General features: G+C 69.0%; 25 protein-coding genes. 10 read left to right on the top strand and 15 right to left on the bottom strand.

Annotation, left to right across the window (positions count from 1 at the left end; all coding sequences use genetic code 11):
• A partial coding sequence (locus MFF54_RS15725; RefSeq protein ID WP_238303785.1) for a catalase family peroxidase occupies positions 1 to 831 on the bottom strand: 831 nt, incomplete at its 3' end.
• Between the two features lie 238 nt (positions 832 to 1,069).
• Here MFF54_RS15725 and MFF54_RS15720 point away from each other — a divergent pair.
• The 3 genes from MFF54_RS15720 to MFF54_RS15710 are packed head-to-tail and all read left to right on the top strand — an operon-like array spanning position 1,070 to position 2,802.
• Complete coding sequence (locus MFF54_RS15720) at positions 1,070 to 2,131, top strand: SDR family oxidoreductase (protein WP_238303784.1); 1,062 nt, start codon at positions 1,070 to 1,072, stop codon at positions 2,129 to 2,131.
• 10 nt (positions 2,132 to 2,141) lie between these two features.
• A complete protein-coding gene (locus tag MFF54_RS15715) occupies positions 2,142 to 2,591 on the top strand; it encodes an EamA family transporter (protein WP_238303783.1) in 450 nt (149 codons plus the stop codon).
• A 52-nt stretch (positions 2,592 to 2,643) separates the two neighbouring features.
• A complete protein-coding gene (locus tag MFF54_RS15710) occupies positions 2,644 to 2,802 on the top strand; it encodes a hypothetical protein (protein WP_238303782.1) in 159 nt (52 codons plus the stop codon).
• 60 nt (positions 2,803 to 2,862) lie between these two features.
• On the opposite strand, the gene MFF54_RS15705 is transcribed toward MFF54_RS15710, so the two are convergent.
• Entirely contained in the window at positions 2,863 to 3,699 is an 837-nt protein-coding gene (locus MFF54_RS15705) for an FTR1 family iron permease (RefSeq protein WP_238303786.1), read from the bottom strand.
• Between the two features lie 433 nt (positions 3,700 to 4,132).
• Between MFF54_RS15705 and MFF54_RS15700 the strand changes: the two genes are divergently transcribed.
• Both MFF54_RS15700 and MFF54_RS15695 read left to right on the top strand, forming a co-directional pair.
• Positions 4,133 to 4,396, top strand: coding sequence for a hypothetical protein (locus MFF54_RS15700; RefSeq protein ID WP_238303781.1), 264 nt, complete (start codon positions 4,133 to 4,135; stop codon positions 4,394 to 4,396).
• Positions 4,397 to 4,588: 192 nt separating this feature from the next.
• Positions 4,589 to 5,056 carry a hypothetical protein gene (locus MFF54_RS15695; RefSeq protein WP_238303780.1) on the top strand — a complete coding sequence of 156 codons (468 nt, stop codon included), beginning with the start codon at positions 4,589 to 4,591 and terminating at the stop codon, positions 5,054 to 5,056.
• 22 nt (positions 5,057 to 5,078) lie between these two features.
• Here the strand turns inward: MFF54_RS15695 and MFF54_RS15690 are convergent, their stop codons facing one another.
• Positions 5,079 to 5,423, bottom strand: coding sequence for a hypothetical protein (locus tag MFF54_RS15690; RefSeq protein WP_238303779.1), 345 nt, complete (start codon positions 5,421 to 5,423; stop codon positions 5,079 to 5,081).
• 90 nt (positions 5,424 to 5,513) lie between these two features.
• On the opposite strand from MFF54_RS15690, the gene MFF54_RS15685 reads away from it, so the two are divergent.
• Positions 5,514 to 6,410: a diguanylate cyclase domain-containing protein gene (locus tag MFF54_RS15685; RefSeq protein ID WP_238303778.1), complete on the top strand. Its 897-nt coding sequence runs from the start codon at positions 5,514 to 5,516 to the stop codon at positions 6,408 to 6,410.
• A 218-nt stretch (positions 6,411 to 6,628) separates the two neighbouring features.
• Positions 6,629 to 7,264, top strand: a complete 636-nt coding sequence (locus tag MFF54_RS15680) for a LuxR C-terminal-related transcriptional regulator (protein WP_238303777.1) — start codon at positions 6,629 to 6,631, stop codon at positions 7,262 to 7,264.
• 61 nt (positions 7,265 to 7,325) lie between these two features.
• On the opposite strand, the gene lpdA is transcribed toward MFF54_RS15680, so the two are convergent.
• The 9 genes from lpdA to gloB all read right to left on the bottom strand — a co-directional run bounded on the left by lpdA (position 7,326) and on the right by gloB (position 19,051).
• The gene (gene lpdA, locus MFF54_RS15675) at positions 7,326 to 8,726 is read right to left on the bottom strand and encodes a dihydrolipoyl dehydrogenase (RefSeq protein ID WP_238303776.1); all 1,401 of its coding nucleotides are present in this window, start codon (positions 8,724 to 8,726) and stop codon (positions 7,326 to 7,328) included.
• 194 nt (positions 8,727 to 8,920) lie between these two features.
• Positions 8,921 to 10,252 (bottom strand): 2-oxoglutarate dehydrogenase complex dihydrolipoyllysine-residue succinyltransferase, encoded by a 1,332-nt coding sequence (gene odhB / locus MFF54_RS15670; RefSeq protein ID WP_238303775.1) that lies wholly within the window; start codon positions 10,250 to 10,252, stop codon positions 8,921 to 8,923.
• A 48-nt stretch (positions 10,253 to 10,300) separates the two neighbouring features.
• Positions 10,301 to 10,600, bottom strand: coding sequence for a YciI family protein (locus MFF54_RS15665; RefSeq protein WP_238303774.1), 300 nt, complete (start codon positions 10,598 to 10,600; stop codon positions 10,301 to 10,303).
• Between the two features lie 10 nt (positions 10,601 to 10,610).
• Entirely contained in the window at positions 10,611 to 13,595 is a 2,985-nt protein-coding gene (locus tag MFF54_RS15660) for a 2-oxoglutarate dehydrogenase E1 component (protein ID WP_238303773.1), read from the bottom strand.
• A 185-nt stretch (positions 13,596 to 13,780) separates the two neighbouring features.
• Complete coding sequence (sucD, locus tag MFF54_RS15655) at positions 13,781 to 14,665, bottom strand: succinate--CoA ligase subunit alpha (RefSeq protein ID WP_238303772.1); 885 nt, start codon at positions 14,663 to 14,665, stop codon at positions 13,781 to 13,783.
• A gap of 4 nt (positions 14,666 to 14,669) precedes the next feature.
• Positions 14,670 to 15,866, bottom strand: coding sequence for an ADP-forming succinate--CoA ligase subunit beta (sucC, locus tag MFF54_RS15650; protein ID WP_238303771.1), 1,197 nt, complete (start codon positions 15,864 to 15,866; stop codon positions 14,670 to 14,672).
• Between the two features lie 95 nt (positions 15,867 to 15,961).
• A complete protein-coding gene (mdh, locus tag MFF54_RS15645) occupies positions 15,962 to 16,924 on the bottom strand; it encodes a malate dehydrogenase (RefSeq protein WP_238303770.1) in 963 nt (320 codons plus the stop codon).
• A gap of 420 nt (positions 16,925 to 17,344) precedes the next feature.
• A complete protein-coding gene (locus tag MFF54_RS15640; protein WP_238303769.1) occupies positions 17,345 to 18,022 on the bottom strand; it encodes a TetR family transcriptional regulator in 678 nt (225 codons plus the stop codon).
• A gap of 252 nt (positions 18,023 to 18,274) precedes the next feature.
• Entirely contained in the window at positions 18,275 to 19,051 is a 777-nt protein-coding gene (gene gloB / locus MFF54_RS15635) for a hydroxyacylglutathione hydrolase (RefSeq protein ID WP_238303768.1), read from the bottom strand.
• Between the two features lie 231 nt (positions 19,052 to 19,282).
• Here gloB and MFF54_RS15630 point away from each other — a divergent pair, with 231 nt between their 5' ends.
• Positions 19,283 to 20,017 carry a methyltransferase domain-containing protein gene (locus MFF54_RS15630; RefSeq protein ID WP_238303767.1) on the top strand — a complete coding sequence of 245 codons (735 nt, stop codon included), beginning with the start codon at positions 19,283 to 19,285 and terminating at the stop codon, positions 20,015 to 20,017.
• 39 nt (positions 20,018 to 20,056) lie between these two features.
• Here MFF54_RS15630 and MFF54_RS15625 read toward each other — a convergent pair whose 3' ends face one another.
• Both MFF54_RS15625 and MFF54_RS15620 read right to left on the bottom strand, forming a co-directional pair.
• Positions 20,057 to 22,381 (bottom strand): glycosyltransferase family 2 protein, encoded by a 2,325-nt coding sequence (locus MFF54_RS15625; protein ID WP_238303766.1) that lies wholly within the window; start codon positions 22,379 to 22,381, stop codon positions 20,057 to 20,059.
• A 723-nt stretch (positions 22,382 to 23,104) separates the two neighbouring features.
• Complete coding sequence (locus MFF54_RS15620; protein ID WP_238303765.1) at positions 23,105 to 23,242, bottom strand: hypothetical protein; 138 nt, start codon at positions 23,240 to 23,242, stop codon at positions 23,105 to 23,107.
• A 23-nt stretch (positions 23,243 to 23,265) separates the two neighbouring features.
• On the opposite strand from MFF54_RS15620, the gene MFF54_RS15615 reads away from it, so the two are divergent.
• Positions 23,266 to 24,054 (top strand): class I SAM-dependent methyltransferase, encoded by a 789-nt coding sequence (locus MFF54_RS15615; RefSeq protein WP_238303764.1) that lies wholly within the window; start codon positions 23,266 to 23,268, stop codon positions 24,052 to 24,054.
• Between the two features lie 214 nt (positions 24,055 to 24,268).
• Here MFF54_RS15615 and MFF54_RS15610 read toward each other — a convergent pair whose 3' ends face one another.
• Positions 24,269 to 25,450, bottom strand: a complete 1,182-nt coding sequence (locus tag MFF54_RS15610) for a DNA topoisomerase IB (RefSeq protein ID WP_238303763.1) — start codon at positions 25,448 to 25,450, stop codon at positions 24,269 to 24,271.
• 152 nt (positions 25,451 to 25,602) lie between these two features.
• Here MFF54_RS15610 and MFF54_RS15605 point away from each other — a divergent pair.
• The coding region (locus MFF54_RS15605) for a glycosyltransferase (RefSeq protein ID WP_238303762.1) at positions 25,603 to 26,470 on the top strand (868 nt) is incomplete at its 3' end.

Genomic DNA, 26,470 nt, shown 5'->3' with positions numbered 1-26,470 from the left:
GCCGAGATCGATCGTCCGGCGGTCGTCGGGCCAGGGCTTGGTGGCATCGTTCGTCGGGTCGCCAGGCTCGGCGAGTTGTGCCAGCACCCGGAAGCGCGCCGGCTCCTTCGCGAGGCGCAGGCCGATCTCCTCCATCAGGTAGCCCGGATCCCGCTTGGCCGCCTCCTCGGGTGAGAGGATCTCCTCGCCCTGCACCGGGACGAAGCGGTAGCGGAAGGCCTGGCGCTTGCCGTCCTTGTCAACGAAGACGAAGGCGTTCACCCCGTTATAGGTCTGGCGGGCGAAGCTCGACGGGGTCCGGGCGGTCTTGCCTGCCGTGGCGGCGGCCGGATGGGCCGCTGTGAACTTCTCCAGGGCCGTCGGGCGCGCCGCGTCCGGCCCGCTCTCGGAGACGGCCTTCAGCAGATCGCGGAACTCCTCGCCGGTGGCGACGGGGAAGTACTTCAAGGCGTTGACGACGACGTCCATCTCCGTGCCGTCGGCGAGCTTGAACTTCAGCGCCATGCCGTGCGGGTTGGCGTTGGCCGCGCCGTCCGGAATGGTCGGAACACCGGTGGCGTCCGAGAAACGGACCGTCACGGGGACGGCCGCCCCCGCGAACAGGGAAGCCTTGCTGATCTTGGCGGCATCGGCCGAGGGCGTGAAGCTGCCCTCGGCGACCACGCCCTTCGCGTGGTTCGCCCGGAAGCCCGGGTGCTTGCCGAACAGCTTGTTCATCACGTCGACGGTCTGCTCGGCGGTCGTGGCTTCCTGGGCAGATGCCGCGCCGCCCGACGCAAGAGCGAGGACGACGCTTGTGGCGAGCGCGCGTGCGATCTTGAAGTGTCGCATGAGGGACCTCTGACTGTCTCGGCGCGCGTGATGCGGGCCGACCCGACTTCGGAATCTTTCTTAAGGTTCGATCCGGATCGCGCACAACCGGTAGTTTTACCGCGCCGCCTGCACACCCCTGTGAGCCCTGCGCCTCACGCGGGAGAGAAACCCGGGCCTGGGGCGGGCCGCGCGGTGGCGGATGCCCGTCCCGCGCCCCAGTTCAGCCGCGGGGGCGGATCGGCCAGGGAGCCAGGACATGACCGGTACGGCACTGATCGTCGGCGCGAGCGGCATCGTGGGGAGCGCGACCGCCTCCCTGATGGCGGCGGAGGGCTGGTCGGTCCACGGGCTCGCCCGCAACCCGCCCGCCGCCCCGGGCATCCACCCGATACGCGCCGACCTGCACGATTCGGACGCGCTGCGGCGGGCGCTGGCGGAACTCCGCCCGAGCCACGTCGTGCTCGCCACCTGGACGCGGCGCCAGACCGAGGCCGAGATGATCCACCTGAACGGGCAGGCCGTGCGCGACGTGCTGGACGCCCTGCGGTCCGGCGGCTCGGTCCGCCACGTCGCCCTGGTGACCGGGCTGAAGCACTATCTCGGGCCGTTCGAGAACTACGGCACAGGCAGCCTGCCGCAGACGCCGTTCCGCGAGGAGCAGGGGCGGCTCTCGGTCGAGAACTTCTACTACGCCCAGGAGGACGCGGTCTTCGCGGCGGCCCGCCGCGACGGCTTCACCTGGAGCGTGCACCGCCCGCACTCGATCGTCGGCAAGGCGGTCGGCAACGCCATGAACATGGGCACCACGCTCGCCGTCTACGCCACGCTCTGCCGCGAGACCGGGCGGCCCTTCCGCTTCCCGGGCTCGGCGGCGCAGTGGAACGGCCTCGTGGACGTCACCGACGCGCGCCAGCTCGCCCACCACATCCTCTGGGCCTCGACCAGCAAGGCCGCCGCGAACGAGGCCTTCAACGTGGTCAACGGCGATGTCTTCCGCTGGAGCTGGATGTGGGGGCGCATCGCCCAGTGGTTCGGCTTGGAGCCCGCCCCCTTCGACGGCACGGTGCGGCCGCTGGAGGCGCAGATGGCGCAGGACGCGGCCACCTGGGCGGAGATCGCCCGGCGCCACGGCCTCGCGGAGCCCGACCTCGGCCGGCTTGCCTCCGCGTGGCACACCGACGCCGATCTCGGCCGGCCGATCGAGGTGGTGACCGACATGAGCAAGAGCCGCCGGCTCGGCTTCCTGCGCTACCAGCCCTCCGACGACGCCTTCACCGACCTGTTCGGGCGCCTGCGGGCGGACCGGCTGATCCCGTGAGCGCGCCGACGTGAGCGATTGGCCCGGCTCCTGGCTCGCGTCCTGGCGTGTCTGGGCGCTGCTCTCGGCCGTGTTCGCGGCGCTGACCGCGATCCTGGCCAAGCTCGGTGTGTCGGGCGTGCCCTCCGAGGTCGCGACCTTCCTGCGGACGCTCGTCGTGGCTGCGCTCACCGCCGCGATCGTGCTCGCCGCCGGGCAGACGGGCGCGCTCGGTCAGGTCTCGGGCCGCAGCGCGCTGTTCCTCGTCCTGTCGGGCCTCGCCACCGGCGCGTCCTGGCTCTGCTACTTCCGGGCCCTCTCCCTCGGGGACGCGGCCCGGGTCGCGCCGCTCGACAAGCTCAGCGTCGTGCTGGTGGCCGTGTTCGGCGCAACCCTCCTGGGTGAGTCCCTGAGCCTTCTGAGCTGGCTCGGTGTGGCGTTGATCGCGGCGGGGGCCGGGCTGGTCGCCTACGGCGGCTGAGAAGGCGTTAACCTGCCGGCCCGATGATGGGAGACTCGATGGGAGGCTCCCGATGGACAGGTTCTACCGCGGCGTCGAGACCGGGCTCCTCGGTCTCAGCTTCTGCCTCGGCCTCGCGGCCTTCGCGGCGCTCGCCGCGCCGCCGCGCGAGGCCGGATCGCTCGCCGTGACCTTGCCGATGCTCTCGGTCACGACGGGCGCAGGGCCCTGAAAAGAGAAGGCCCGCCGCGCATGGCGCGGCGGGCCCGTGTCTGATCCGGTGCGTCCGCGCCTACGAGGCCGCGCGCGCCGGCTTGCCTTGCGGGGCCGACGGGGGCAACGCCGCGGCGCTCCGGTTCCGCGCCAGATAGGCGACGAGGCAGGCAAGCGCGATCGCCACCAGCACCGCCTGCGTGCCGATCGCCTCCCACGTCCCGTTGAAGCCAATCTCGGTGACGAAGGCCGGCACGCCCCCGTCGTGGACCGAGACGAGGGTCTGCTCCTGGAACTCCTGGAAGGCCTCGCCGACGAGCTTCAGGCCCATCACGAACAGGAAGGCGGAGGTGATCACGAACATCGGCCGCAGGGGCAGACGCAGGGCCAGCCACTGCATGGCGACGAACATCGCGGCAAGCGCGAGCGCCGCGACTCCGAGACCTGCGAAGAGCGAGCCGTCGAAGCCGTTGTTGCTCTTGGCGAGCGCGTGCAGGAACAGCACGGTCTCGGCGCCCTCGCGGAACACCGCCAGAAACGCGATGCCGGCGAGGGACAGGACGGTGCCGGCCCCGAGCGCCCGCTCGGCGAGACGGTTCAGGTCGGCTTGCCAGGCCTTCGGGTCCTGCCGGACGAAGAGCCAGCCGCTCATGTAGAACATCAGCGCGGCGGCGGCGAGCATCACGCCCGCTTCCATCAGGTCGTTGTGATTGCCGTCGAAATAGGTTTGGAACACCCACGCCATGGCGAGACTCGCCAGCGCCGCGGCGCCCGCCCCGGCATAGACCGGGGCGATCCGCTCCGCCGCGCCCGCCCGGCGCAGGAACGCGACGAGCGCCGCGATGATCAGAAGCGCTTCCAGACCTTCCCGAAACAGGATCGTGAAGGCCTGAACGAACGTCGAGCCGTCCGCCATGTCGTTCTCCAGATTGGAACTATTAAAACCTGAGGAGCCCATTGCATCTTGGAGCATCCGCTATCTGGAAGCATTCCAAGTATGCAGGCTCGATCGACCGAGATCTTGACGTTTCGTCCCGATCTGCTTGCGCGCGAATGACTAATCCCTGCGTCAAGCGTCGGCAAGGTGCCGTGCGGCGCGGCGCGCTGAAATGACCGTGCGCGGCCCCAGCCGAGCGGCGCCGCCGGCACGCGAGCGCCGCCCCCGACGCCCGATCGGCACGGGCGCCTGGGGACAATCGTGGCGATTGCGTGGGTAAATCCTGACGCTCCGGTGCAACCCTGAGGCTCAGCCGTGCATTGAGGAGACGACAGATCGCGCGGGCCCGAATGCCCCGTCGGACGAGGCGGACGGCCGCGGCACAGGCCGGCGGCGAACGAACGGACATCCCATGCTCAAGCTCTCCGCCGCCGGCTTCGCCGCGGCCTCTCTCCTTGCCCTGACCGCGCCCGTCTCGGCCGCCCCGGCGGCCTCCGACCGCAGCATCGCCAAGGTCGCCGAGGCGAGTCCGGTGCGGCCCGTCGCGGCCTCGGCGAGCACCACCGGCGCCTCCGCCGGCGAGGCCGAGGAAGACACCAACTGCAGCCGCACCCGCCGCCGGCTCTGGATCGAGGGCGAGGGCTGGATCGTCCGCCGGATCACGACCTGCCGCTGAGGCGGGCCCGAGCCGCGCACGCCGCTCGCGCATTCACGCCGCGCATCGACCAGCCCCGGTCCCCCGGGGCTTTTTCATGCGCCGGCGCCGGGTTACGCAGTCTGCGCGGCTGGCGCGCTGGCCGGTTCCGGAACGACACCGGAGCGCATGACGTTTCCGGAACGTTCATGCGCGGCGCGCCGGAGGTTCAGCATGTGGGCTCATAGCACGCGGGCGGCGTTTGCCGTGCTCGCCCTGGCGCTCGGGGCCAGCAGCGCCGGCGCGGTCGAGTTCGATCATGACGGTTACGGGCCCACCTCCGGAGCGGCCTACGCGCCGACCTACGGATACGGGGCGGGCCGCTACGGCTTCGCCGACGAGGCGGTGCGCGGCGCCTATATCGGCGCGCCGCTGACCCGTTTCCCCCGGCCCAGCGAGATCGTGCCGCCAGCCTGGAGCTACGGCACCTACGGCGTGCCGACCGTCTCCGGCATCCCCCGCGCGCCCGTCGGCGAGCCGACCCTCACCGTGATCAACGCCCGCGAGCCGGCGCGGCGCAAACCCGCGCCCGGCGCCCGCATCCTCTCGCGCGGCGCGGCCGGTGGCTGGGAAGCGGCCGAGGCGGGCGGCTACCGGCCGGCGGGCGTGCGCATCATCGAGGTCCAGGTCCCGCGGCGCTGACCGGAACCGGCCGGGCGCGGGCTCACCCCGTCTCCGCGAGCGCGGCGAACCAAGCCGCGTAGCGCGTGTTGCGCGCGAGCCGCCGGGTCTCATCCGGGGCGCCGTCGTCCCACCAGACCGGGCCGCGCTCGCCGAGCGCCTCCTTCGCGGCCTGCACGGCAGCGCGCGCCGCGCGCAGGGCCTCTCCCGCCCCCCGATCGCCCGCCCGCTCCGCCGCCTTGGCGGCCCGCACGGCCCGCCGGGCGTCCATCAGCGCCGACACCGTCTCCGCGCGCGCGGCCTCGTCGAGGCCCGGATCGGCGCGCCGCCAAAGCCGCCCGCGCACCACGATGTAGCGCCCGTCCGGCGTGACCGGCGGCGCGCTCACGGCCCGCCCGCCCGGCCGCCCCGTGCAGGGGACATTAAGGTCTGTGCGCCACACTCGCCCCCAGGGCCGATCGCTGCCGGAAGGCTTCCCATGAACATCGTCATCGTCGATTCCAGCCGGGTCGTCCTCAAGATCGTGGCGGGGCTGCTCGAACCGCGCGGGCACAGCGTGCACTGCTTCACGGATTCGGCAGAGGCGCTGGCCTTCCTGACCGACCGGCCCGAGATCCGCGTGCTCATCACCAGCCTGCAGGTGCGCCCCCTGGGTGGCCTGGAACTGTGCTGGTCCGCGCGTCTGCTGGCCGACGAGCGCCGCCCCCTCTACGTCATCACCATGTCGTCGGCCCGCAACGAGCGCACCCTGGCCGAGGCACTCGACAGCGGCGCCGACGACTTCATCGACAAGCCGCCCTGCGCCGAGGAGTTGCACGCGCGCCTGCGCGCCGCCGAGCGCCTGACCACGCTGCAGGACCACCTGATCCGCCTGGCCGAGACCGACCCGCTGAGCGGCCTCCTGAACCGGCGCGCCTTCTTCGCCCAGGCCAACCAGAGCGCGGACCGGGCGGGCAATCACGGCCGCCTCTCGATGATCCTCGCCGACATCGACTTCTTCAAGCGCATCAACGACGAGCACGGCCACGACGTCGGCGACCGGGCGATCCAGGCGGTCGCCAAGCTGATGGCCGAGGAGGGCAAAGCCGGCCGGCTCGGCGGCGAGGAGTTCGCCATTGCGTTGGCCGATACCGGGCTGGAGGCCGCCGAGGCGGTTGCCCGGCGCCTCTGCCTGAAGGCGCGTGACCTGCGCATCCGCGGCAACCGCGGCCCCGTGCGCCTGACCTGCAGCTTCGGCGTCAGCACCTGGACGGAGGGCGACTCGGTCGAGGCGCTGGTGAAGCGGGCCGACATCGCCCTCTACGAGGCCAAGACCGGTGGCCGCGACCGCGTGGTCTCGGCGGCCACGGACCTGATTCTCGCCCGGACGGGCTGAAGGGCGCCTCGGTCAAACCGTATCGGCACAGATTTACCTGGCCCCTCGGCTGGGTTGTCCGGCTTTGGGACGGTCGTTAACCAGTCGGCCACACGGCCCCCTCCTGAATAGCTCCGTGTAAACCTTAACGTTCTACAGAAGGCGCCTGGACTCGAACTTGAAACATGCCCTCCAAGAGCGGCGACGCCGTCTCATAGCGGGAAGAGGGGCGTGGGATCATGAGTGCTGCGGTGGGCGTGCTGATCGTTGATGAGCCGCAGGACCTGTGTCCGACCGTTCGGGCGACCCTAGAGCATCTGCCCGAGCTCCAGACTCTGCACGAGGCGGATCTCGCCGAGACGGAGCTGGAGCGCCTAGTCGCCCTGGTGTTCATCGACGAGCGGCGCATCGGCAACGGGCTCGCCGAGATCGGCGCGCTGAGGGAGCGGCAGCCGCGGCTGCGGATCCTGGCCGCCTTCCAGGCGCTCACCGGGGCGGATCTCGGAGCGCTGCTCGCGGCCGGCACCGACGCGGTGATCGCCCGCTCAGGATCTCCGCGTGATCTCTGCGCAGCGATCCTGGCGCTCGCCGCTGGGCAGGACTGCCTCTATCCTCCCTCCGCCGAACTCCAGGCGGAGACCGGCGAGGCGCTCGGCCTGACACCGCGGGAGGCGGAGGTGCTGCGCTTCCTCAGCGCGGGGTTCAGCAACAAGGAGGTTGCCCGCCGCCTGGCGCTGAGCGTGCGCACGGTCGAGACCCACCGGCTAAACCTGCGCCGCAAGACGCAGACCGGCCGCCTCAAGGACCTCGTCACGCTGGCCCGCCAGCTCGGCCTCGCGCCGGTGCTGGAGGAGCCCCGCCCCGCGCGGCACTGATGGAGCGCTGCCCCGGACCCGGCCGGAGGGCCTGAAGGTCCTCCGGGATCCCCCCATCCGATCAGACGTGGATGGCGCGCTTGGCGACCGCGAGCGCGGCCTCCTTCACGGCCTCGGTCAGGGTCGGGTGGGCGTGGCAGGTCCGCGCAATGTCCTCGGAGCTCGCGCCGAACTCCATCGCCACCGCGACCTCGGCGATCAGGTTGCCGGCGTCCGCCCCAACGATGTGCACGCCGAGCACCCGGTCGCTCTGCGCATCCGCCAGCACCTTCACGAAGCCGTCCGTGGTGCCGTTCGCCTTGGCGCGGCCGTTGGCCGTGAAGGGGAACTTGCCGGCGTTGTAGGCGATCCCGTCCTTCTTCAGCTCCTCCTCGGTCTTGCCGACCGAGGCGACCTCCGGGAAGGTGTAGACCACGTTCGGGATCACCGCGTAGTTCACGTGGCCCGACTGGCCGGCCAGGATCTCGGCCACCGCCACGCCCTCGTCCTCGGCCTTGTGGGCGAGCATCGGGCCGGCGATCACGTCGCCGATCGCGTAGATACCGGTGACGTTGGTGGCGAAGTGCTCGTCCGTCTGGATGCGGCCCTTGTCGTCGGTCTGCACGCCGACCGTCTCCAGGCCGAGGCCCTGCGTGTAGGGCACGCGGCCGATGGCGACGAGCACCACGTCGGCCTCCAGCGTCTCGGAGGCGCCGCCCTGCGCCGGCTCCACCGTGACCTTGGCGCCCTTCTTGGCCACCTCGACGCCCGTGACCTTGGTCGAGAGCTTGAAGACGAGGCCCTGCTTGGTCAGGATGCGCTGGAACTGCTTGCCGACCTCGCCGTCCATGCCCGGCAGCACCCGGTCGAGATACTCGACCACCGTGACCTCGGCGCCCAGCCGCCGCCAGACCGAGCCGAGCTCGAGCCCGATCACGCCCGCGCCGATGACGAGAAGCTTCTTCGGAACCCGGTCGAGTTCCAGGGCGCCCGTGGAAGAGACCACCACCTGCTCGTCGATCTCGACGCCGCGGAGCTTGGCCACGTCCGACCCCGTGGCGATGACGATGTTCTTCGTCTCCAGCATCCGGTTGCCGCCGTCCTCGGTGACCACCTCGACGCGGCCCGCCCCGGCGATGCGGCCGGTGCCCTGGTAGGTGTCGACCTTGTTCTTCTTCAGCAGGAACTCGACGCCCTTGGTGTTGCCGGCCACGCCCTCGGACTTGAAGCTCATCATCTTCTTCAGATCGAGCTTCACCCCGCTCACCTCGATGCCGAGATCGGCGAAGTGATGGTTGGCCTCCTCAAAGGCTTCGGACGCGTGCAGCAGGGCCTTGGATGGGATGCAGCCCACGTTGAGGCAGGTGCCGCCATGGGTCGCCCGCTTCTCGACCACCGCGGTCTTCAGCCCGAGCTGGGCCGCCCGGATGGCGCAGACATAGCCCCCGGGGCCGGTGCCGATGACGACGAGATCGTAGGACATGCGGTCTACCTGATGCGGCGAAGAAGGAGGTGGATCAGCCAACGCGTCGAATAGAAGACGGCGATCGACACGAGGCAGAGCGCCGCCAGGAACGACGCCGAGGATAGGGTCACAGAGAACCATTGCAGCAGTTGGACATCGCCTGCCGCGGAGGCGGGCCCGCTCACAAGAGCGGGCCCGCGAAACGAGCGATCTTAGAGATCGAGCACGAGGCGCGCCGGGTCCTCCAGGGCCTCCTTCACGCGCACCAAGAAGGTCACGGCCTCCTTCCCGTCGACGATCCGGTGATCGTAGGAGAGGGCCAGATACATCATCGGCCGCGCCTCGATCTTGCCGCCGCGCACGACCGGACGCTCCTCGATGCGGTGCATGCCGAGGATGCCCGATTGCGGCGCGTTGAGGATCGGCGTCGACATCAGCGAGCCGTAGATGCCGCCGTTGGTGATCGTGAAGGTGCCGCCCTGCATCTCCTCGATGGAGAGCTTGCCGTCTCGCGCCTTCTTGCCGAAACTGGCGATCGTCTTCTCGATGCCGGCGATCGAGAGGTCGTCGGCGTTGCGCACCACCGGCACGACGAGGCCCTTATCGGTGCCGACCGCGATGCCGATGTGGTAGTAGTTCTTGTAGACGAGGTCCTGCCCGTCGATCTCGGCGTTGACCGCCGGCACGTCCTTGAGCGCGCCGATCACCGCCTTGGTGAAGAAGCCCATGAAGCCGAGCTTCGTGCCGTGCTTCTTCTCGAAGATGTCCTTGTACTGGGCCCGCATCGCCATCACGGCCGACATGTCGACGTCGTTGAACGTCGTCAGCATCGCGGCGGTGTCCTGCGCGTCCTTGAGGCGGCGCGCGATGGTCTGGCGCAGCTTCGTCATGCGAACGCGCTCTTCGCGCGCGGCATCGTCCGGCGCGGAGGGCGCGCGCGGCAGGGTGGGACGCGCCTCCTTGGCGGGCGCCGCCTGGGCCGGCCCGGTCGTCCCCCCCTTGGCGATGGCGCCGAGCATGTCGCCCTTGGTGACACGGCCGTCCTTGCCGCTGCCGTTGACGCCCGACGGATCGACGCCGGATTCGCGGGCGAGCTTGGCCACCGCCGGGCCGTTGTCGCCGACCGGGCGGCCGGCCTGCGGCGGGGCGCCCTCGCTGTGGCTGCCATAGCCGGCCGAGGATTCCTTCGGGGGCTCCGCCTTGGTCGAACCGCCCTCCTTCGGGGCCTCGCTGCGGCTCTCGGCCTTGGTCTCGGCGGCCTGCTTCGGGGCGGCCTTCGCCTCACTCTTGGCTCCGCTCCCGGCACCCGCCTCCACGATGGAGCCGAGCAGCGCGCCGGGCTCCACCGTCTCGCCGTCCTTCACCAGGATCTCGCCGAGCTCGCCGGCTGCCGGGGCGTTGACCTCCAGGGTGACCTTGTCGGTCTCCAGCTCCACCAGGGGCTCGTCGGCCGCGACCGTGTCGCCGGGCTTCTTGAACCAGCGGCCGATCGTGGCCTCGCTCACGGATTCGCCGAGCGTCGGGACGAGGATGTCGGTTGCCATGTTCTCACTGCCCCGCTGGGGGCCTCCTGTGGCTGTCGGTTCGCGGCCTCAACGCCGCAGAATCAGGTTCGGTACGGCCGAGAGGGTGTAGGCGAAGCCGGCTCCCGCCCGGATGACGGGATCGTCGGCCCCGAGCGCGCGAGCGGCCGCGTCGTCGGCGGCCTCCACCAGGGCGAGGCCCCAGGTGCCGGCCGCATCGAAGACAGGCCCCACCGCGACGGCCTGCCCCCGCTCCGCGAGGTCGATCCAGTAGGCCGCGTGCTCGGAGAACAGCGCCTTCTCGGTCTCCGTCGCGTCGAACGGGAAGCTCGGACGCGGCGGCGCGAGGCGGAGCAGGAAGTAGGCCATCGGGTTCGCGTCAGACCGCCAGGGCCTCGTTGAGGAAGGCCTGGAGCTGCGCCTGGTGCTTCGACATCAGGCCGACTGCAGTCGAGGCCGAGGCCGGGCGTCCGACATAGCGCGGGCGCTTCACGGCGGAGCCAGCCTGCCCCAGCACCCACTCGAGATAGGGCTCGACGAAGGACCACGCGCCCATGTTCTTGGGCTCCTCCTGGCACCAGACCACCTCCGCGTTGCGGAAGCGGCCCATCTCGTTGGCGAGCGCCTTGAGCGGGAACGGGTAGAGCTGTTCGACGCGCAGCAGATAGACGTCGTTGACGCCCCGCTTCTCGCGCTCCTCCAGTAGGTCGTAATAGACCTTGCCCGAGCAGAGTACGACGCGGCGGATCTTATCGTCGCGCACGAGCTTCAGCTCGCTCGACTCGTGCTCGGCGTCGTCCCAGAGGATGCGGTGGAAGGTCGAGCCCTCCGCCAGCATGTCGAGGGAGGAGACCGCCCGCTTGTGGCGCAGCAGCGACTTCGGCGTCATCAGCACGAGCGGCTTGCGGAAATCGCGCTTCAGCTGCCGGCGCAGGATGTGGAAGTAGTTCGCCGGCGTCGTGCAGTTGGCGACCTGCATGTTGTCCTCGGCGCACGCTTGCAGGTAGCGCTCCAGGCGGGCCGAGGAGTGCTCCGGCCCCTGGCCCTCGTAGCCGTGGGGCAGCAGCATCACGAGGCCGGACATGCGCAGCCACTTGCGCTCACCGGACGCGATGAACTGGTCGATCACCACCTGCGCGCCGTTGGCGAAATCGCCGAACTGCGCCTCCCAGAGCGTGAGCGCGTTCGGCTCGGCCAGCGAGTAGCCGTACTCGAAGCCGAGCACCGCCTCCTCGGAGAGCATCGAGTTGATGATCTCGATGCTGGCCTGCCCCTCCCGGATGGAGTTCAGGGCGGTGAAGCGCTGCTCGTTCTCCTGGTCGATCACCACGGCGTGGCGCTGCGAGAAGGTGCCGCGCTCGACATCCTGCCCCGAGAGGCGGACGCGGTTGCCGTCGAGCAGGATCGAGCCGAAGGCCAGCGCCTCGGCGGTCGCCCAGTCGATGCCCTCGCCGGTCTCGACCGCCTTGGCGCGGTTGTCGAGGAAGCGCTGGATCGTGCGGTGCAGGTGGAAGCCGGGGGGCGCCTGGGTGATCCGCTTGCCGATCTCCCGCAGGGTCTCGGCCGGCACTGCGGTGCGGCCGCGGCGCGGGTCGTCCACGTCCTCGTAGACCGCCTTGAAGCCGGACCAGCGGCCGTCGAGCCAATCGGCCTTGTTGGCCTTGTAGTTGGTGGCCGTGTCGAGCTCGCTGTCGAGCATGGAGCGGAACTCGGCCTTGCGGGCGTCGAGCGCTTCCTGGGTCAGCACGCCGCTCTCGACGAGCTTGCGGCCGTAGGTCTCCAGCGCGGTCGGGTGCTTGCGGATGCGCTGGTACATCTTCGGCTGGGTGAAGGCCGGCTCGTCGCCCTCGTTGTGGCCGAAGCGCCGGTAGCAGAGCATGTCGATCACGACCGGCTTGCCGAACTTCTGCCGGTACTCGACCGCGACCTTGGCGGCGAAGGTTACGGCTTCCGGATCGTCGCCGTTGCAGTGGAAGATCGGCGCCTCGACCATCTTCGCCACGTCCGACGGGTAGGGCGAGGAGCGCGAGAAGCGCGGGTCGGTGGTGAAGCCGATCTGGTTGTTGATGATGAAGTGCACCGAGCCGCCGGTGCGGTGGCCCTTCAGGCCCGAGAGGCCGAGGCACTCGGCCACCACGCCCTGGCCCGCGAAGGCCGCGTCACCGTGGATCAGGAGCGGCAGCACCGTGCGGCGCTCGACATTGGGCTTGGCCCACTGGTCCTGCTTGGCCCGCACCTTACCGAGCACCACCGGATCGACGATCTCAAGGTGGGACGGGTTGGCGGTCAGCGAGAGGTGGACGTTGTTGCCGTCGAAGGAGCGGTCAGAGGACGCGCCCAGATGGTACTTCACGTCGCCCGAGCCCTCGACCTCGGCGGGCGAGGCCGAGCCGCCCTTGAACTCGTGAAAGACCGCCCGGAAGGGCTTGGCCATCACGTTGGTGAGCACGTTGAGGCGGCCGCGGTGGGCCATGCCCAGCACGATCTCGCGCACGCCCAGCGCGCCGCCGCGCTTGATGATCTGCTCGAGCGCCGGGATCATCGCCTCGCCGCCGTCGAGGCCGAAGCGCTTGGTGCCCGTGTACTTGAGGTCGAGGAATTTCTCGAATCCCTCAGCCTCGATCAACTTGTTGAGGATGGCCCTACGACCCTCAGGAGTAAAAGAAATCTCCTTGTCCTTGCCCTCGATGCGCTCCTGCAGCCACGCCTTCTCGGCCGGGTCGGAGATGTGCATGAACTCGACGCCGAGCGTCTGGCAGTAGGTCCGCTCCAGGATGTCGACGATCTCGCGGATCGTGCCGAATTCCAGGCCCAGCACGTTGTCGAGGAAGATCTGGCGGTCCCAATCGGCTTCCGTGAAGCCGTAATGCTGCGGGTGCAGCTCCTCGTGGTCACCGCGGGGCGCCAGTCCCAGCGGGTCGAGCTTGGCGTGCAGGTGGCCGCGCATGCGGTAGGCGCGGATCAGCATGATGGCGCGGACCGAATCCTTCGTGGCCTGCTCGACCGAGACGCCCGTCTTGGCCACCACCGCGGCGCCGTCCGCCGGCTTTCCGGGCTTGGCGTCCTTCGCGAGGATCTTCTCGCCGAAGCCCTTCTCGAGCGCGGGCCAGTTTCCGTCGAGGGCCGAGACGATCTCGCCGTTGAGCGGCACCGGCCAATTGGGCTTGGTCCAGGAGGCGCCTTTGGCGTTCTTTTCGACGAGCGTCTCGTCCTCGCCGAGTGCCTTGAAGAAGTTCTGCCACTCAGGATCGACCGAGGCGGGATTGCGCGCGTAGGCTGCCTGCAGCTCCTCGATATAGGCGGCGTTGCCACCGTAGAGGAACGAGGTTTCGAGGAGCGCTTCGTTCAGGTCCTGGCGTGCCATGGTCCGTCCATCCTGCTCGGGGGTGCGGACCGCGCCGGGCGGACCGCCCTCAACCGTTCGGACGCGCCCGCGCGAGGGCGGCGGGCGCATCCGTCATTCAAATCCGACCGGATTGCGCGTCATCCGCGCAAGCCGATCCGTCCGATATGGGCATCGCGTCCTTGCGTGTGGCGCAAGGCAGCGTCCTAGCCCTTCAGCACCTCGACCAGCGTCGAGCCGAGGCGGGCAGGGGACGGAGAGACGCGGATGCCCGCCTCCTCCATCGCCGCGATCTTGTCCTCGGCGCCGCCCTTGCCGCCCGAGATGATCGCGCCGGCATGGCCCATGCGGCGGCCCGGAGGCGCCGTGCGGCCGGCGATGAAGCCGACCATCGGCTTCTTCCGCCCGCGCTTGGCCTCGTCCTTCAGGAACTGGGCGGCCTCCTCCTCGGCCGAGCCGCCGATCTCGCCGATCATCACGATCGATTCGGTCTTCGGGTCGGCGAGGAACAGCTCCAGCACGTCGATGAACTCGGTGCCCTTCACGGGATCGCCGCCGATGCCGACGGCGGTCGTCTGACCGAGGCCCGCGTTCGTGGTCTGGAACACCGCCTCGTAGGTCAGCGTGCCGGAGCGCGAGACGATGCCGACCGAGCCCGGGCGGAAGATGTTGGCCGGCATGATGCCGATCTTCGACTCGCCCGCGGTGACGATGCCGGGGCAGTTCGGGCCGACGAGCCGCGACTTCGAGCCCTCGAGTGCGCGCTTCACCCGCACCATGTCGAGCACCGGAATCCCTTCCGTGATGCAGACGATCAGCGGGATCTCGGCTTGAATCGCCTCGCAGATCGCGTCCGCGGCGCCCGGCGGCGGCACGTAGACGACCGAAGCATCGGCGCCGGTCTTCTCGCGGGCTTCGGCGACGGTGTCGAAGACCGGCAGGCCGAGATGCTGCGAGCCGCCTTTGCCGGGGCTCGTGCCGCCGACCATCTTGGTGCCGTAGGCGATGGCCTGCTCGGAATGGAAGGTGCCGTTCTTGCCGGTGAAGCCCTGGCAGATGACCTTGGTGTTGGCGTCGATCATGACGGACATCGGATCAGGCTCCCTTCACCGCGGCGACGATCTTCTGGGCGGCGTCGTCGAGGTCGTCCGCCGGGATGACGTTGAGGCCGGACGAGCGGATGATCTCCTTGCCCTCCTCGACGTTGGTGCCCTCCAGGCGCACGACCAGCGGGACCTCCAGGCCCACCGCCTTCACCGCCGCGATCACGCCGCGGGCGATGACGTCGCACTTCATGATCCCGCCGAAGATGTTGACGAGGATGCCCTTCACCTGCGGGTCGGCGGTGATGATCTTGAAGGCCGCCGTGACCTTCTCCTCCGAGGCGCCGCCGCCGACGTCGAGGAAGTTCGCCGGCTCCTCGCCGTAGAGCTTGATGATGTCGAGGGTGGCCATGGCCAGACCCGCGCCGTTGACCATGCAGCCGATCGTGCCGTCGAGCGCGATGTAGGCGAGGTCGTACTTCGAGGCCTCGATCTCCTTGGCGTCCTCCTCGGTCTCGTCGCGCAGCGCGACGACGTCGGGGTGCCGGTAGAGGGCGTTCGAGTCGAAGGAGATCTTGGCGTCGAGGCACTTGAGGTGGCCGTCGCCGGTGAGCACCAGCGGATTGATCTCCAGCATGCTCATGTCCTTGGCCGTGAAGGCCCGGTAGAGCTTCTCCGTGAGATCGCCGGCTTCCTTGGCCTGCGCGCCCGAGAGGCCGAGCGCCTTGGCGACCGCGCGGCCGTGATGGGGCATGATGCCGGTGGCCGGATCGACCGAGAAGGTGACGATCTTCTCAGGGGTGTCGTGGGCGACCTGCTCGATATCCATGCCGCCTTCCGTCGAGACCACGAAGGCGACCTGTCCGGTCTCGCGATCGACGAGCATCGAGAGGTAGAACTCGGCGGCGATCTGCGCGCCTTCCTCGATGTAGAGGCGGTTGACCTGCTTGCCGGCCTCGCCGGTCTGCACGGTCACGAGCGTCTGGCCGAGCATCTCGCGCGCGAACTGAACCACCTCGTCCTTCGACTTGGTGACGCGCACGCCGCCCTTGGCGCCCGCCGGCGCGCCCTTGAAGGTGCCCTTGCCGCGCCCGCCCGCGTGGATCTGGCTCTTCACCACCCAGACCGGGCCGCCGAGCTCGTCGGCGGCAGCCGCCGCCTCCTCAGGCTTGAAGATCGCGACGCCGCGGGAGACCGGCAGGCCGAACTCGCGCAGCACCCCCTTGGCTTGATATTCGTGGATGTTCATAGGCGTCCTCCTCGCGTCCACCGCAGGGCTTGAGAGTCCCGGTCAGGGCACGCGCGGCGCTGGCATACCAGAGACCTGCGCCGCGCGCGAACGGCTCAGGCGAGCGCGCCGTTGATGGACTTGCAGGCCTCGATCAGGCCCTTCACGGAGGCGACCGACTTGTCGAACATCGCCTTCTCGTCGGCGTTGAACTCGACCTCGAGAACGCGCTCGACGCCATTCTCGCCGATCACGATCGGCACGCCGATGAACAGGCCGTCGATGCCGTACTGGCCGGACAGATGGGCGGCGCAGGGCAGGACGCGCTTCTTGTCCTTCAAGTAGCTCTCGGCCATCGCGATCGCCGAGGCCGCCGGGGCGTAGAAGGCCGAGCCGGTCTTGAGCAGGTTGACGATCTCGCCGCCGCCCTTGCGGGTACGCTCGACCATGGCGTCGAGCTTCTCCTGGGTGGTCCAGCCGAGCTTGACCAGATCCGGCAGCGGCACGCCGGCGACCGTCGAGTAGCGCACCAGGGGGACCATGTCGTCGCCGTGGCCACCGAGCACGAAGGCGGTGACGTCCTCGACCGAGACCCCGAACTCCTCGGCCAGGAAGTGGCGGAAGCGAGCGGAGTCGAGCACGCCGGCCATGCCGACGATCTTGTTGGCGGGGAGCCCCGAGAACTTCTGCAGCGCCCAGACCATCGCGTCGAGCGGGTTGGTGATGCAGATCACGAAGGCGTTGGGCGCGTACTGCTTGATGCCGTTGCCGACCGCCTCCATCACCTTGAGGTTGATGCCGATGAGGTCGTCGCGGCTCATGCCGGGCTTGCGCGGCACGCCCGCGGTGACGATCACCACGTCCGCACCTTGGATCGCCGCGTAGTCGCTGGCGCCCGCGTACTTCGCGTCGAACCCGTCCACCGGGGCGGACTCGGCGATGTCGAGACCCTTGCCCTGGGGCACGCCGTCGGCGATGTCGAACAGCACGACGTCGCCGAGCTCCTTCAGGCCCGCGAGGTGAGCGAGCGTGCCGCCGATCTGGCCGGCGCCGATGAGCGCGATCTTGCTGCGTGCCATGGTGCGATAAACCTCTGCTGTGCCTGGTTCGACAGGGTGAAGCTTGGCGCGGACGGGGCCGCGGGGTCTGGGCTCACGCGTTACGTCGGCACGCGCGCCACCTGCGCTGGTCGTGCCGGTCTTGTCCGGGCGGCTGTGTGGCGGAAAAGCACCTCTGCTTCAACCCGACCAAGGTGGGGCAAGCAGGCATTGGGCCAGGAGCCGGAACGGAGCGGAACCGTTGATCGTCCGAAAAAACCCTTCCTCCTGAGCCGTTTATTGCCGCGCTGCGGCGAAGGGTTCGGCGGCAAAGCTCCGATGACAGGATTCAAAAACTGTCATTTCGCCTCATGCAGTCGGTTCGAGAGCCTGAAAACGAAAGGGGCCGCGGACCCTGCGGTCCACGGCCCCGGCATCATGATGGGCGCGGCGACGCGCGCTTCAGAGCACGCCTGCGCGCAGAACGCGCTGGATCGCGTGGATCACCGCGCCGAAGCGGGCCTCGACGAGGTCGCGCGGAACGTCGGCGTCGTGCTGGATCGCGAGGGGATGCGTGAACCGGTAGCTGGCGTCGAAGATGTAGGCGATCGCCCGCTCCCGGTCGCGGGCCGAGAAGGTGCCGGCGATCATCCCCTCCTCGACAACCCGCTCGACGAGGCTGCGCAGGCGCACGCGGTGGCGACGGGCGATCGGGCGGGCCGCAACGGTGGCGTCGAGATGGACGGCGAACAGGTTCGGCTCGCTCGCCAGCGCGTCGCGCTGCAGGGTGGCGAGCGCGGTCAGCAGGCGCTCGATCTTGTCGTCGGCCGGATCCGGCGCATCGGCAATGCCGGCCAGATGCGCCTCGATGTCACGCAGCCAGCGCCCGGCCACGGCGTCGAGGAGCGCGTCCTTCGAGGGGAAGTAGCGATAGACGTTGGCGTGCGTCATGCCGGCTTCCGCCGCCACGGCGACCACCGTCACGCGCTTCGGACCCAATCTCGCAAGATGCTCGGTGGCGATACCGAGCAGGCGCACGTCGGCCGAGACGGGCGCGGGCCGGTTGCGGAGGCCCGCTGCCGAGCGTCCCGCCCGGTTGTCGGCCCGTGCCGCCTGCACATCCCCATCGGTCTGTGGCATCTCGCTGAGTGCCTCGGCCGAAGAGCCGGACGTCAGGTCCGGATCCGGCTGAACGAAGGGAAGGGGCAGGCGTGAAGAGGAAAGGTGGTAGGGCGAGACGAACCCCCATCTGACCGGGAAGCGCTCCGACGCTTCCGTGAACCTTGTAGTCTCCCCCTGGGAGGCTGTTGAGAGGGGCATCGCTCACCCCTCCCTTTGTCCTATGTTCATTTTGGTTTGAGAACGCAACAAATTTTTCTTGTTGTAGCTTCTCTAGAAGCGGTTCTTCCACGCCCGCAATGCGACGAAGACCGCCGCCGAATCACCCGGCGGTAGATCGACCGCGCGCGCGAGCGCCGGTTCGCGGGCCCGCAGGAAGGGATTGGTGTCCCGCTCCGCCCCCATGGTGGAGGGCACGAGGAAGCGGCCCTCGTCCCGCGCATGCTCGGCCTCGGCCGCGCGCGCCTGGAGCACCGCATTGCCGGGCTCCGCCGCCAGAGCGAAGCGGGCATTGGAGAGGACGTAATCGTGACCGCTGAACACCTGCGTGGCGTCCGGCAGCACCTCGAACCGCTGGAGCGAGCGCCACAGGGTCTCGGGCGGGCTCTCCATCACTCGGCCGCAGCCGAGGGTGAACAGGGTGTCGCCCGCGAACACGATCTCGGCTCCCGAGAACCAGTAGGCGACATGGTCGAGGCAGTGACCGGGCGTCTCCCAGACCTCCGCCTCGAGATCCCCCACCCGCACCCGGTCGCCCTCGCGCACGTAGACGTCGGCGTCGGGCACCGCCTCGCGCGCCTTCTCGGGGGCGGTGAGGCGGGCGCCGGTGGCGCGGCGCACCTCCGGGATGCCCTCGATGTGGTCGCCGTGCCGGTGGGTCACGAGAATGTCGGTGAGCCGCCAGCCCGTCTCATCGAGGGCGCGCAGCACCGGTTCCGCCTCCGGCACGTCGATCGCCGCGCAGGCGCCCGTGCGGGGATCGCGGATCAGCACACCGATATTGTCGCTGCGGCAGAGAAAGGTGCGGGTCTCGGCGGCGCCGGCGCTCATGGTCTCCTCCAGTCCTCTCTGGGGCTGCGGACCTCGCGGATGCGAGGCTGAGGGCAGTCGGCCTCGCGGGCATGAGGCCCCGGGGCATCAGGCACAGAACCGTAACCGAAACCGCCCTGTTCCGCGCGCGCCCATCGCCCGGCCGCTTGTCGTGGCGCCGCCGGGTCCCCATTGAAGGCGTCGCGCCACCCGCGAGCGTCCGCGCGCTCCGTTCCCGCTGCCTGACCGACCATGCGCCTCGACGTCACCGACCTGCGGGCCTTCTACGCAACGCCGCTTGGCCAGGTGACCCATCGTGTCGTCGGCCGGGCGCTGCACGGCTTCCTCGGCTCCGTCTCCGGCCTGCGGGTGCTCGGGATCGGCTACGCCACGCCCTATCTCGGACCGGTCCACTGCATCGCCGAGCGGACGCTGGCCTTCATGCCCGCGACGCAAGGGGTGGTGAACTGGCCGGGCGCCGGCCGGTCCTGCTCGGCGCTGGCCGACCCGACCATGATGCCGCTGCCCGAGGCCGCGGTGGACCGGGTGATCCTCGTCCACGCGCTCGAATCCGTCGAGAGCCCGACGGAATTGCTGCAGGAGGTCTGGCGCACGCTGACCCCGGGCGGACGGATGATCCTGGTGGTGCCCAACCGCCGCGGCGTCTGGGCGCGGCGCGAGGCGACGCCCTTCGGCCACGGCCAGCCCTACAGCCGCTCGCAGCTCGGCCGGCTGATGCGCGACACGCTGTTCTCGCCGGAGGGCTGGGCCGAGACCCTCTACATGCCGCCCGTGCGCTCGCGCCTGATGCTCCAGACCGGGCCGGCCTGGGAGCGGCTCGGCACCGGCCTGTCCCTGCCCTTCGCGGGACTGCACGTGGTCGATGCCACCAAGCAGCTCTACAGGCCGGTCGCGGTGCAGCAGGTGCGCCGCGCCCGCCGCCTCGCCCCCGCCCGGGTGCTGGTACCCGCCCCCTCGCCGGGATGAGGCCGATCCGTCGGACCTGTCCCGACGGGCGTCGCGCGGTCAGCCCGGCGCCGCTTCCGGATCCTTCCACGGCACCGGGCCGCGGGGGCTCTCGCCGACCTCGAAATAGGGGCTCCTGGCCGAGAAGTTCGGGCTGAAGAAGGGATCGCGCAGCCCCTCGGCGCCCCACTTCGCCATCATGTGCTCGGCCTCGCGCTTGAGCCGGACGACCTTCGTCGGGTTCACGTCGGCGCCGCGCGTGATCGATTCCTTATGGATCATGGTGATGCCGGGATCGCAGATGATCTTCAGCCCCTGCTGGCGCACCCGCAGACAGAGGTCGACATCGTTGTAGGCGACGGCAAAGCTCTCATCCATGCCGCCGATCTGGTCCCAATCGGTGCGACGCATGAAGCAGCAGGCCGCGGTGACGGCCGCGAACTGCTGCAGGATCTTGCTCTTGCTGAACTGCGTATGCTCGGCACCGGGCCTGCGGAAATGCGCATGGACCGCGATCTCCGGGTCGCCGCCGCCGATGCCGAGATACACCCCAAAATGCTGGAGGAAGCCGTCCGGGAACAGGAGACGGGCACCGACCATGCCGACATCGTCGATGGACAGCCATGCTCTCACCCGATGGAAGAGATCGGTCGTGACGACTTCGGTGTCGTTGTTGAGCAGGCAGATGATCTCGCCCGTGGCGCGCTGCACACCCAGGTTGCACAGGTGCGAGAAATTGAAATCCGTCTCGGAGCGAACGACGACGAAACGATTTCGGTCGCGACGAAGCTCGTCGAGATACGCCAGCGTTTCCGCATCGTCTGAAAAGTTGTCGACGATGACGATCTGCACGAGAGGATCGGCCACGCGCATGAGCGACTCGATGCAGGGCTTCAGGACGCCGAGACCGTTGCGCGTCGGGATGACGATGCTGATCGTCTGCGGGTTCTCGACCGTGAGCGTCTGCACGCTGGCGATGCCCGGGATGCCGCTGTCGACTGAGCGGAGCGGGTATGCCATGCGCTCGAAGTGACTGTTGATCGAGCGCTTCGCCGCCTCGAACGCGTAGTCCTTCTGTCCGGCCCCGATGGCAGTCGATCCGAGCACCTGCCGCCAGTGATAGAGGACATGCGGGATGTGAACGATCTGCTTCTCGTCGATTCGTTCCATGCAGCGGAGCGTCAGATCATAGTCCTGACTGCCCTCGTAGCCCTTGCGGAAGCCGCCGACCTCGTTGAACAGCGCACGGTCGTAGATGCCGAGATGGCTGAACAGGTTGTGGCCATACATCAGGAAACGATCGAAATCGCCCTTGAAATACGGATCGGCGTGAAAACCTTCGAGGTTGAACTTGTCCTCATCGGAGTACAGCAGCTTGCAGCCCGGATTCTGGTCGATGTAATAGGCCGCCGTCCAGAGGGCGTGTGCGGGCAGAAAGTCGTCGTTGTCCATCAGGACGAGGTAGTCCCCCGCAGCGAGGGCGGCAGCCGCGTTCGACGATTCCGAGATATGGCCATTGGTCTCACGGAAGACGTAGCGGATCCTCGGGTCTTCCTCGGCAAGGCGGACGATCGTGTTACGGACCGCGAAATCCGGCGAAGCATCGTCGGCGAGACACAGCTCCCAGTGCGGATAGGTCTGAGCCTGGAGCGAGCGGACGGCCTCGATGAGCAGATCGACCGGCGGGTTGTAGACCGGCATGACCACCGAGAAGAACGGCTTCGTCCCGAAGCTCTCGGCGCGCTGCCGCATCCACGCGCGATCGCCCTCTGTCAGGTGGTTGAAGCGCCCGATGAAGCTCCGGTAGAGCGGGTCCGAATGGGCGGAGTGGATCGCGCTCCAGAGCAGCCCGTGACTGACGGCGCTGCTGAGGCCTGCCATTGGGATGCTCGTGGCAACATCCTGCTCGATCTCGGTGCGCCGGGAGCGGATGGCGGCCACCACGCTGCTCACCTTTCCGGTGATGATCGTGCGTTGATCTGCCTCGGACAGGTCCAGAAAGTTACGCAGGAGCGCGCGTGGATCGGAGCGTTGGATGTAGAACGCGTCGAGCTCAGCCGCACCGACGACCGCACCTTGGAAGTCGATACGAACTTCATGCACGAATTGCGGAAGAGGAATGTGAATTCCAAACCGCGATTCGCCCTCCAGCGGCTGAAGGAGATAGGATCCCGCAACCGTGTATCCCCGCCCATGATCGATGTACACCCGCATAGGACGAGCCGTATCTACCGGCCGAACGCTCACAATGAACTGAACGCTCAGCGCCGACAATTTGAGGTAGGGCTTTATCTTGAAGAAAACCTTCGAATGCGCGTCGAGTACGACCTTGCCCGCCCCTATCACCTCGATGCCCTCGATGCGAAGGTCGGTCATGCCAGCCATGGTTCCGGCAATCCTGGGCATCGTCCTGAAGACACGGTCCAGTCCCGCCTGTACGGTCTTGCCCGCTCCGGGACGGAGCCGATCGACAGCCGCTACGGCATTGCCGTGAAACGCCTTCAACCTCACGCTCGCTCCTCTCAAGGGCATAGGGTCCTCTCCGTCCCCCGGTAGACCTATACGCTGTGAGAAAATTAACGTACAGTAAGACCCCTCTACGGGACCGAGGCTTTCTGTTAAACCTGAAGAACTCGAACCTCGATCATCCGCGAGCCGCCGCTCAATCGCAATCGCGCGGCTCCGGAACGAGACCCCGACTGCGCTATTGATTGACGATTCTTCGCCTCTCCTTCGAACGGCCACGGTTTTGCGATGGATAGAAGATGGCCAATCCATTACCGCCCGAAGCAAGTCTCGATACATTGCACGGTCCGTCGAACCGTCTATTCGCCACCGTGTTGAACGTCCGGATTTGGCCTGCCGACACGGCGCAGACAGCAGGTTCCCGGGCTGCCAGATGGCTTTTCATATCGGCGGAGCCCACGATCGCAAGAATTTCTGTTCCGTTCTCGGCGACGGCACCCGGATCGAGAACCCGTAGGATTGCCGCACCGACGAGGAGAGACCGTTCTGGTCGATGCTGGAGCGTTTGAGGATCTTGTTGCGTACCGTGCAGAATGCGCGCCTGCTCGATCTCGGCCTACTCCCGAGGCCGGCTTCGCGGTCCTACAAGTCGAACAGGCCGGGCGGGTACGCTTCGTTCTTGAGCAGGCCTCGACCCTGCACCGGGGGCTCGAACACCACCATCATTACACCCTGTCCGGCTGTCTCGTGCAGCGCCTTGAACAGGCATAGAAGATCCACCCGACAACGCGAGTGAAGCTTCCATGGCCGTCGACGATGATGTGCACGCCGAATACGCCAACATTCCCCCATCCAAGACCACGGGTCTGACGGCCTACCCCGAATGGGTCTCGAAGCTCCCGGTCGCGCAGTCGGGGCTCGGCGGCACGGCCACCCTGTTCGAGGATCAACGCATCCGGATCCTGCTCGACCTCTGCCCGGTCGATAACTACCGCGTCCTCGAACTCGGCCCGTTCGAGGCCGGGCACACCTACATGCTCCACGGGGCGGGCGCGGAATCGATTGACGCGATCGAGGCGCACCGCAGTTCCTACATCAAGTGCGTGCTGGCCAAGGAAGCCCTCGATCTCACCAGAGCACATTTCTACCTCGGTGATTTCGTCGCGTGGCTCCAGAACACCACCAAGGCCTACGATCTCGCAGTCGCCTCGGGCGTGCTCTACCACATGGCCGATCCGGTCGGCCTTCTCGACCTGCTCTGCAAACGCGCCAACCGCATCTTCCTATGGACGCATTACGCGCCGACCACCCCCTATCCGGATGGCCACCCGCTGAAGCAGGCCTATACCGGCGAGATCGACGAGATCGAGCACAAGGGGGAGAAACTGAAGCTTTATCAACGCACCTATCTCGACGTCGCCAACACCTCGACCTTCTGCGGAGGCGTGCGGGATCGCCACGCCTGGATGGAGAAGGACGGGATCCTGGCGCTCCTACGCGTCAACGGCTTCGCCACGCAGCATGTCTTCATGGACCAACCGGAAGGACACCCGAACGGTCCGTGCCTCTGCATCTATGCCGAGAAGGCCTGACCGCGTCCGGGCTCGCCGCGGGTGGAGGCTGAGACGCGGGTCGAGCCGTCGAAGCCGCCGCTCCTGCCCTCAGGCCGGATGGCCGCTCCGTGACGACCGAACACCCGCCTTCCGATCACGGCGGATCATCGGTCCCGTGTCCCGCTGCCCTCCCGCGGAGCCTTGTGGAGCGTGCCCGCCAGGGCCCACCCGGATCCATCGTCACTCCTGAACCTCAGGAGGCCGCCTGGAGCGTCGCCTCCGCCGATCCGGCGCGGCCGCGGGATCTGCCGGCCGGCGCGGCCTTCTTCCGGCCGGTCCGCCGCTTCGGCTCCACGGGCGCCGCAGCCTCCAGCCGCTGGCGCAGGAGGGTCAGTACCGCCGCCTCTTCGGGCCGGAGCGAGGCGAGATCCTCGGCCAGCTCCGTCTCGACCGCTTCCTTGACCTGCAGCAGCAGACCGCCCTCGAGGTAACTGTCGAGCACCTGCGGGTGGATGTAGCACTTGCGGCAGATGGTCGGCGTGTTGCCGAGCCGCGCCGCCACGCCCTCGATCGCGGCGCGCACGTTGGTCTTGGCCTTGGCCTGGCTGTCGAAGGCCTCGAACTCGCGCAGCGCCAGCGCGGCCAGCACCGTGCCGGCCCAGGTACGGAAATCCTTGGCGGTGAAGTCCTCGCCGGTGATCTCGCGCAGATACGTGTTCACGTCCTGCGAGGTGACGTCGCGCCGCGTGCCGTCGTCGTCGAGGTACTGGAACAGCTCCTGGCCCGGCAGGTCCTGGCAGGCCTTGACGATGCGCGCCACGCGCCGGTCCTTCACGGAGAGGTCCCAGGTCTTGCCGCTCTTGCCCTTGAAGCGGAACGTCATCTCGGGCCCCTCCACCTTGACGTGCGGGTCGCGCAGGGTGGTCAGGCCATAGCTCTTGTTGGTGCGGGCGTAGTCGTCGTTGCCGACGCGGATCAGCGTGGTCTCAAGAAGGTGCACCACCGTCGCCAGCACCTTCTCGCGGGGCAGGCCGGTGCGGCGCATGTCGGCATCGACCCGCTGGCGGATGCCCGGCAGCGCCTCGGCGAAGGCCATGATCCGGCTGAACTTGGTCGATTCCCGCGCGGCGCGGAAATCCGGATGGTAGCGGTACTGCTTGCGCCCCTTGGCGTCGCGGCCCGTCGCCTGGATGTGGCCGTTGGCGCGCGGGCAGATCCAGACGTCGGTGTAGGCCGGCGGGATCGCAAGCTTGCGGATGCGCTCCAGGACCGCCTTGTCGCGCACCGGCGCGCCCTTGGCGTCGCGGTAGCTGAAGCCCTTGCCGCTCTTGCGGCGCGTCAGGCCCGGCCGGCCGTCGTCCACATAGGCGAGGCCGGCCTCCGCGGCGGCGTCGCGCGGGTCGACCACGCTGGTCTCGCAGGCCGGCTCGGCCATGGCTCCACTCCTCGAACTGGTATGCCGACAACCGTGGCGTCCGCGAGCCCGTTCCGGACCGCACCCATCCGCCGCAGGGGCGTGCTACAGGCCTGCGCATGGACGCTCCCGCCCCTGCCCCTGCCTCTACCCCTGCCTCCGTCCCGGCCCCGATGCGCAGCCTGGTCTTCGTGGTCACCGAGGACTGGTTCTTCGCCTCGCACTTCCTGCCGCTCGCCCGCGCCGCGGTGGCGATGGGCCTCTCCGTCGCGGTGGTGACGCGGGTGCGCGACCACCGGGCGGCCATCGAGGCGACGGGCGCCCGGGTGGTGCCGCTGGAGGCCGAGCGCTCCAGCCTCAACCCGATGGCGGCGGGCTACGCCGCGGGCCAACTCGCCGCGATCCTGAAGGCGCTTAAGGCCGACATCGTACACTGCATCGCGCTGCGCGCCATCCTCGTCGGCGGCACCGCGGCCGCGATGGCGAACGTGCCGGCCCGCGTCTTCGCGCTCACCGGGCTCGGGCTGATCGGCGCGCGCCAGGACCGGGTCGGCGGCCTCGCCCGCACGGCGCTCCGCCACCTGATCCGCGGGGCGCTCGCCTCCCGCCGCACCCGTTTCCTGTTCGAGAACCCGGACGATGCCCGCGCCCTCGGGCTCGACCCGGCCGACACGGCGGTGACGATCGTCGGCGGGGCGGGCGTCGATCCCGCCGTCTACACGCCCGCCCCGCTGCCCCAGCAGCCGCCGCTGCGCGTGGCCCTCGCCGCCCGCATGCTCTGGTCGAAGGGCGTGGACGTCGCCGTCGAGGCGGTCCGGCTCGCACGCGGGCGCGGCGCGCCCGTCGAGCTCTCCCTCTACGGCGCGCCGGACGCCTCCAACCGCCGCGCGATCCCCGGGGAGACCCTGCGCGGCTGGAGCCGGGACGGCGTGGCGTGGCAGGGCGCGAGCGGCGACGTGGCGGGGGCCTACGCCGCCCATCACGTCGCCTGCCTGCCCTCGCGGGGCGGCGAGGGCCTGCCGCGCGAGGGCAGGCAGGCGA

The organism is Methylobacterium gregans (assembly GCF_022179245.1).
In the GTDB taxonomy this organism is placed as follows: Bacteria; Pseudomonadota; Alphaproteobacteria; order Rhizobiales; family Beijerinckiaceae; genus Methylobacterium; species Methylobacterium gregans.
This window is presented reverse-complemented; position numbering and strand designations above follow the sequence as displayed.

Excerpts from the sequence above, each read along its gene's own strand:
- MFF54_RS15720 (WP_238303784.1), top strand. The coding sequence starts at position 1,070 with ATGACCGGTACGGCACTGATCGTCGGCGCGAGCGGCATCGTGGGGAGC.
- MFF54_RS15710 (WP_238303782.1), top strand. The coding sequence starts at position 2,644 with ATGGACAGGTTCTACCGCGGCGTCGAGACCGGGCTCCTCGGTCTCAGC.
- MFF54_RS15705 (WP_238303786.1), bottom strand. The coding sequence starts at position 3,699 with ATGGCGGACGGCTCGACGTTCGTTCAGGCCTTCACGATCCTGTTTCGG.
- MFF54_RS15700 (WP_238303781.1), top strand. The coding sequence starts at position 4,133 with ATGCTCAAGCTCTCCGCCGCCGGCTTCGCCGCGGCCTCTCTCCTTGCC.
- MFF54_RS15695 (WP_238303780.1), top strand. The coding sequence starts at position 4,589 with ATGTGGGCTCATAGCACGCGGGCGGCGTTTGCCGTGCTCGCCCTGGCG.
- MFF54_RS15685 (WP_238303778.1), top strand. The coding sequence starts at position 5,514 with ATGAACATCGTCATCGTCGATTCCAGCCGGGTCGTCCTCAAGATCGTG.
- MFF54_RS15680 (WP_238303777.1), top strand. The coding sequence starts at position 6,629 with ATGAGTGCTGCGGTGGGCGTGCTGATCGTTGATGAGCCGCAGGACCTG.
- lpdA (WP_238303776.1), bottom strand. The coding sequence starts at position 8,726 with ATGTCCTACGATCTCGTCGTCATCGGCACCGGCCCCGGGGGCTATGTC.
- odhB (WP_238303775.1), bottom strand. The coding sequence starts at position 10,252 with ATGGCAACCGACATCCTCGTCCCGACGCTCGGCGAATCCGTGAGCGAG.
- MFF54_RS15665 (WP_238303774.1), bottom strand. The coding sequence starts at position 10,600 with ATGGCCTACTTCCTGCTCCGCCTCGCGCCGCCGCGTCCGAGCTTCCCG.
- MFF54_RS15660 (WP_238303773.1), bottom strand. The coding sequence starts at position 13,595 with ATGGCACGCCAGGACCTGAACGAAGCGCTCCTCGAAACCTCGTTCCTC.
- sucD (WP_238303772.1), bottom strand. The coding sequence starts at position 14,665 with ATGTCCGTCATGATCGACGCCAACACCAAGGTCATCTGCCAGGGCTTC.
- sucC (WP_238303771.1), bottom strand. The coding sequence starts at position 15,866 with ATGAACATCCACGAATATCAAGCCAAGGGGGTGCTGCGCGAGTTCGGC.
- mdh (WP_238303770.1), bottom strand. The coding sequence starts at position 16,924 with ATGGCACGCAGCAAGATCGCGCTCATCGGCGCCGGCCAGATCGGCGGC.
- MFF54_RS15640 (WP_238303769.1), bottom strand. The coding sequence starts at position 18,022 with ATGCCACAGACCGATGGGGATGTGCAGGCGGCACGGGCCGACAACCGG.
- gloB (WP_238303768.1), bottom strand. The coding sequence starts at position 19,051 with ATGAGCGCCGGCGCCGCCGAGACCCGCACCTTTCTCTGCCGCAGCGAC.
- MFF54_RS15630 (WP_238303767.1), top strand. The coding sequence starts at position 19,283 with ATGCGCCTCGACGTCACCGACCTGCGGGCCTTCTACGCAACGCCGCTT.
- MFF54_RS15625 (WP_238303766.1), bottom strand. The coding sequence starts at position 22,381 with ATGGCTGGCATGACCGACCTTCGCATCGAGGGCATCGAGGTGATAGGG.
- MFF54_RS15615 (WP_238303764.1), top strand. The coding sequence starts at position 23,266 with ATGGCCGTCGACGATGATGTGCACGCCGAATACGCCAACATTCCCCCA.
- MFF54_RS15610 (WP_238303763.1), bottom strand. The coding sequence starts at position 25,450 with ATGGCCGAGCCGGCCTGCGAGACCAGCGTGGTCGACCCGCGCGACGCC.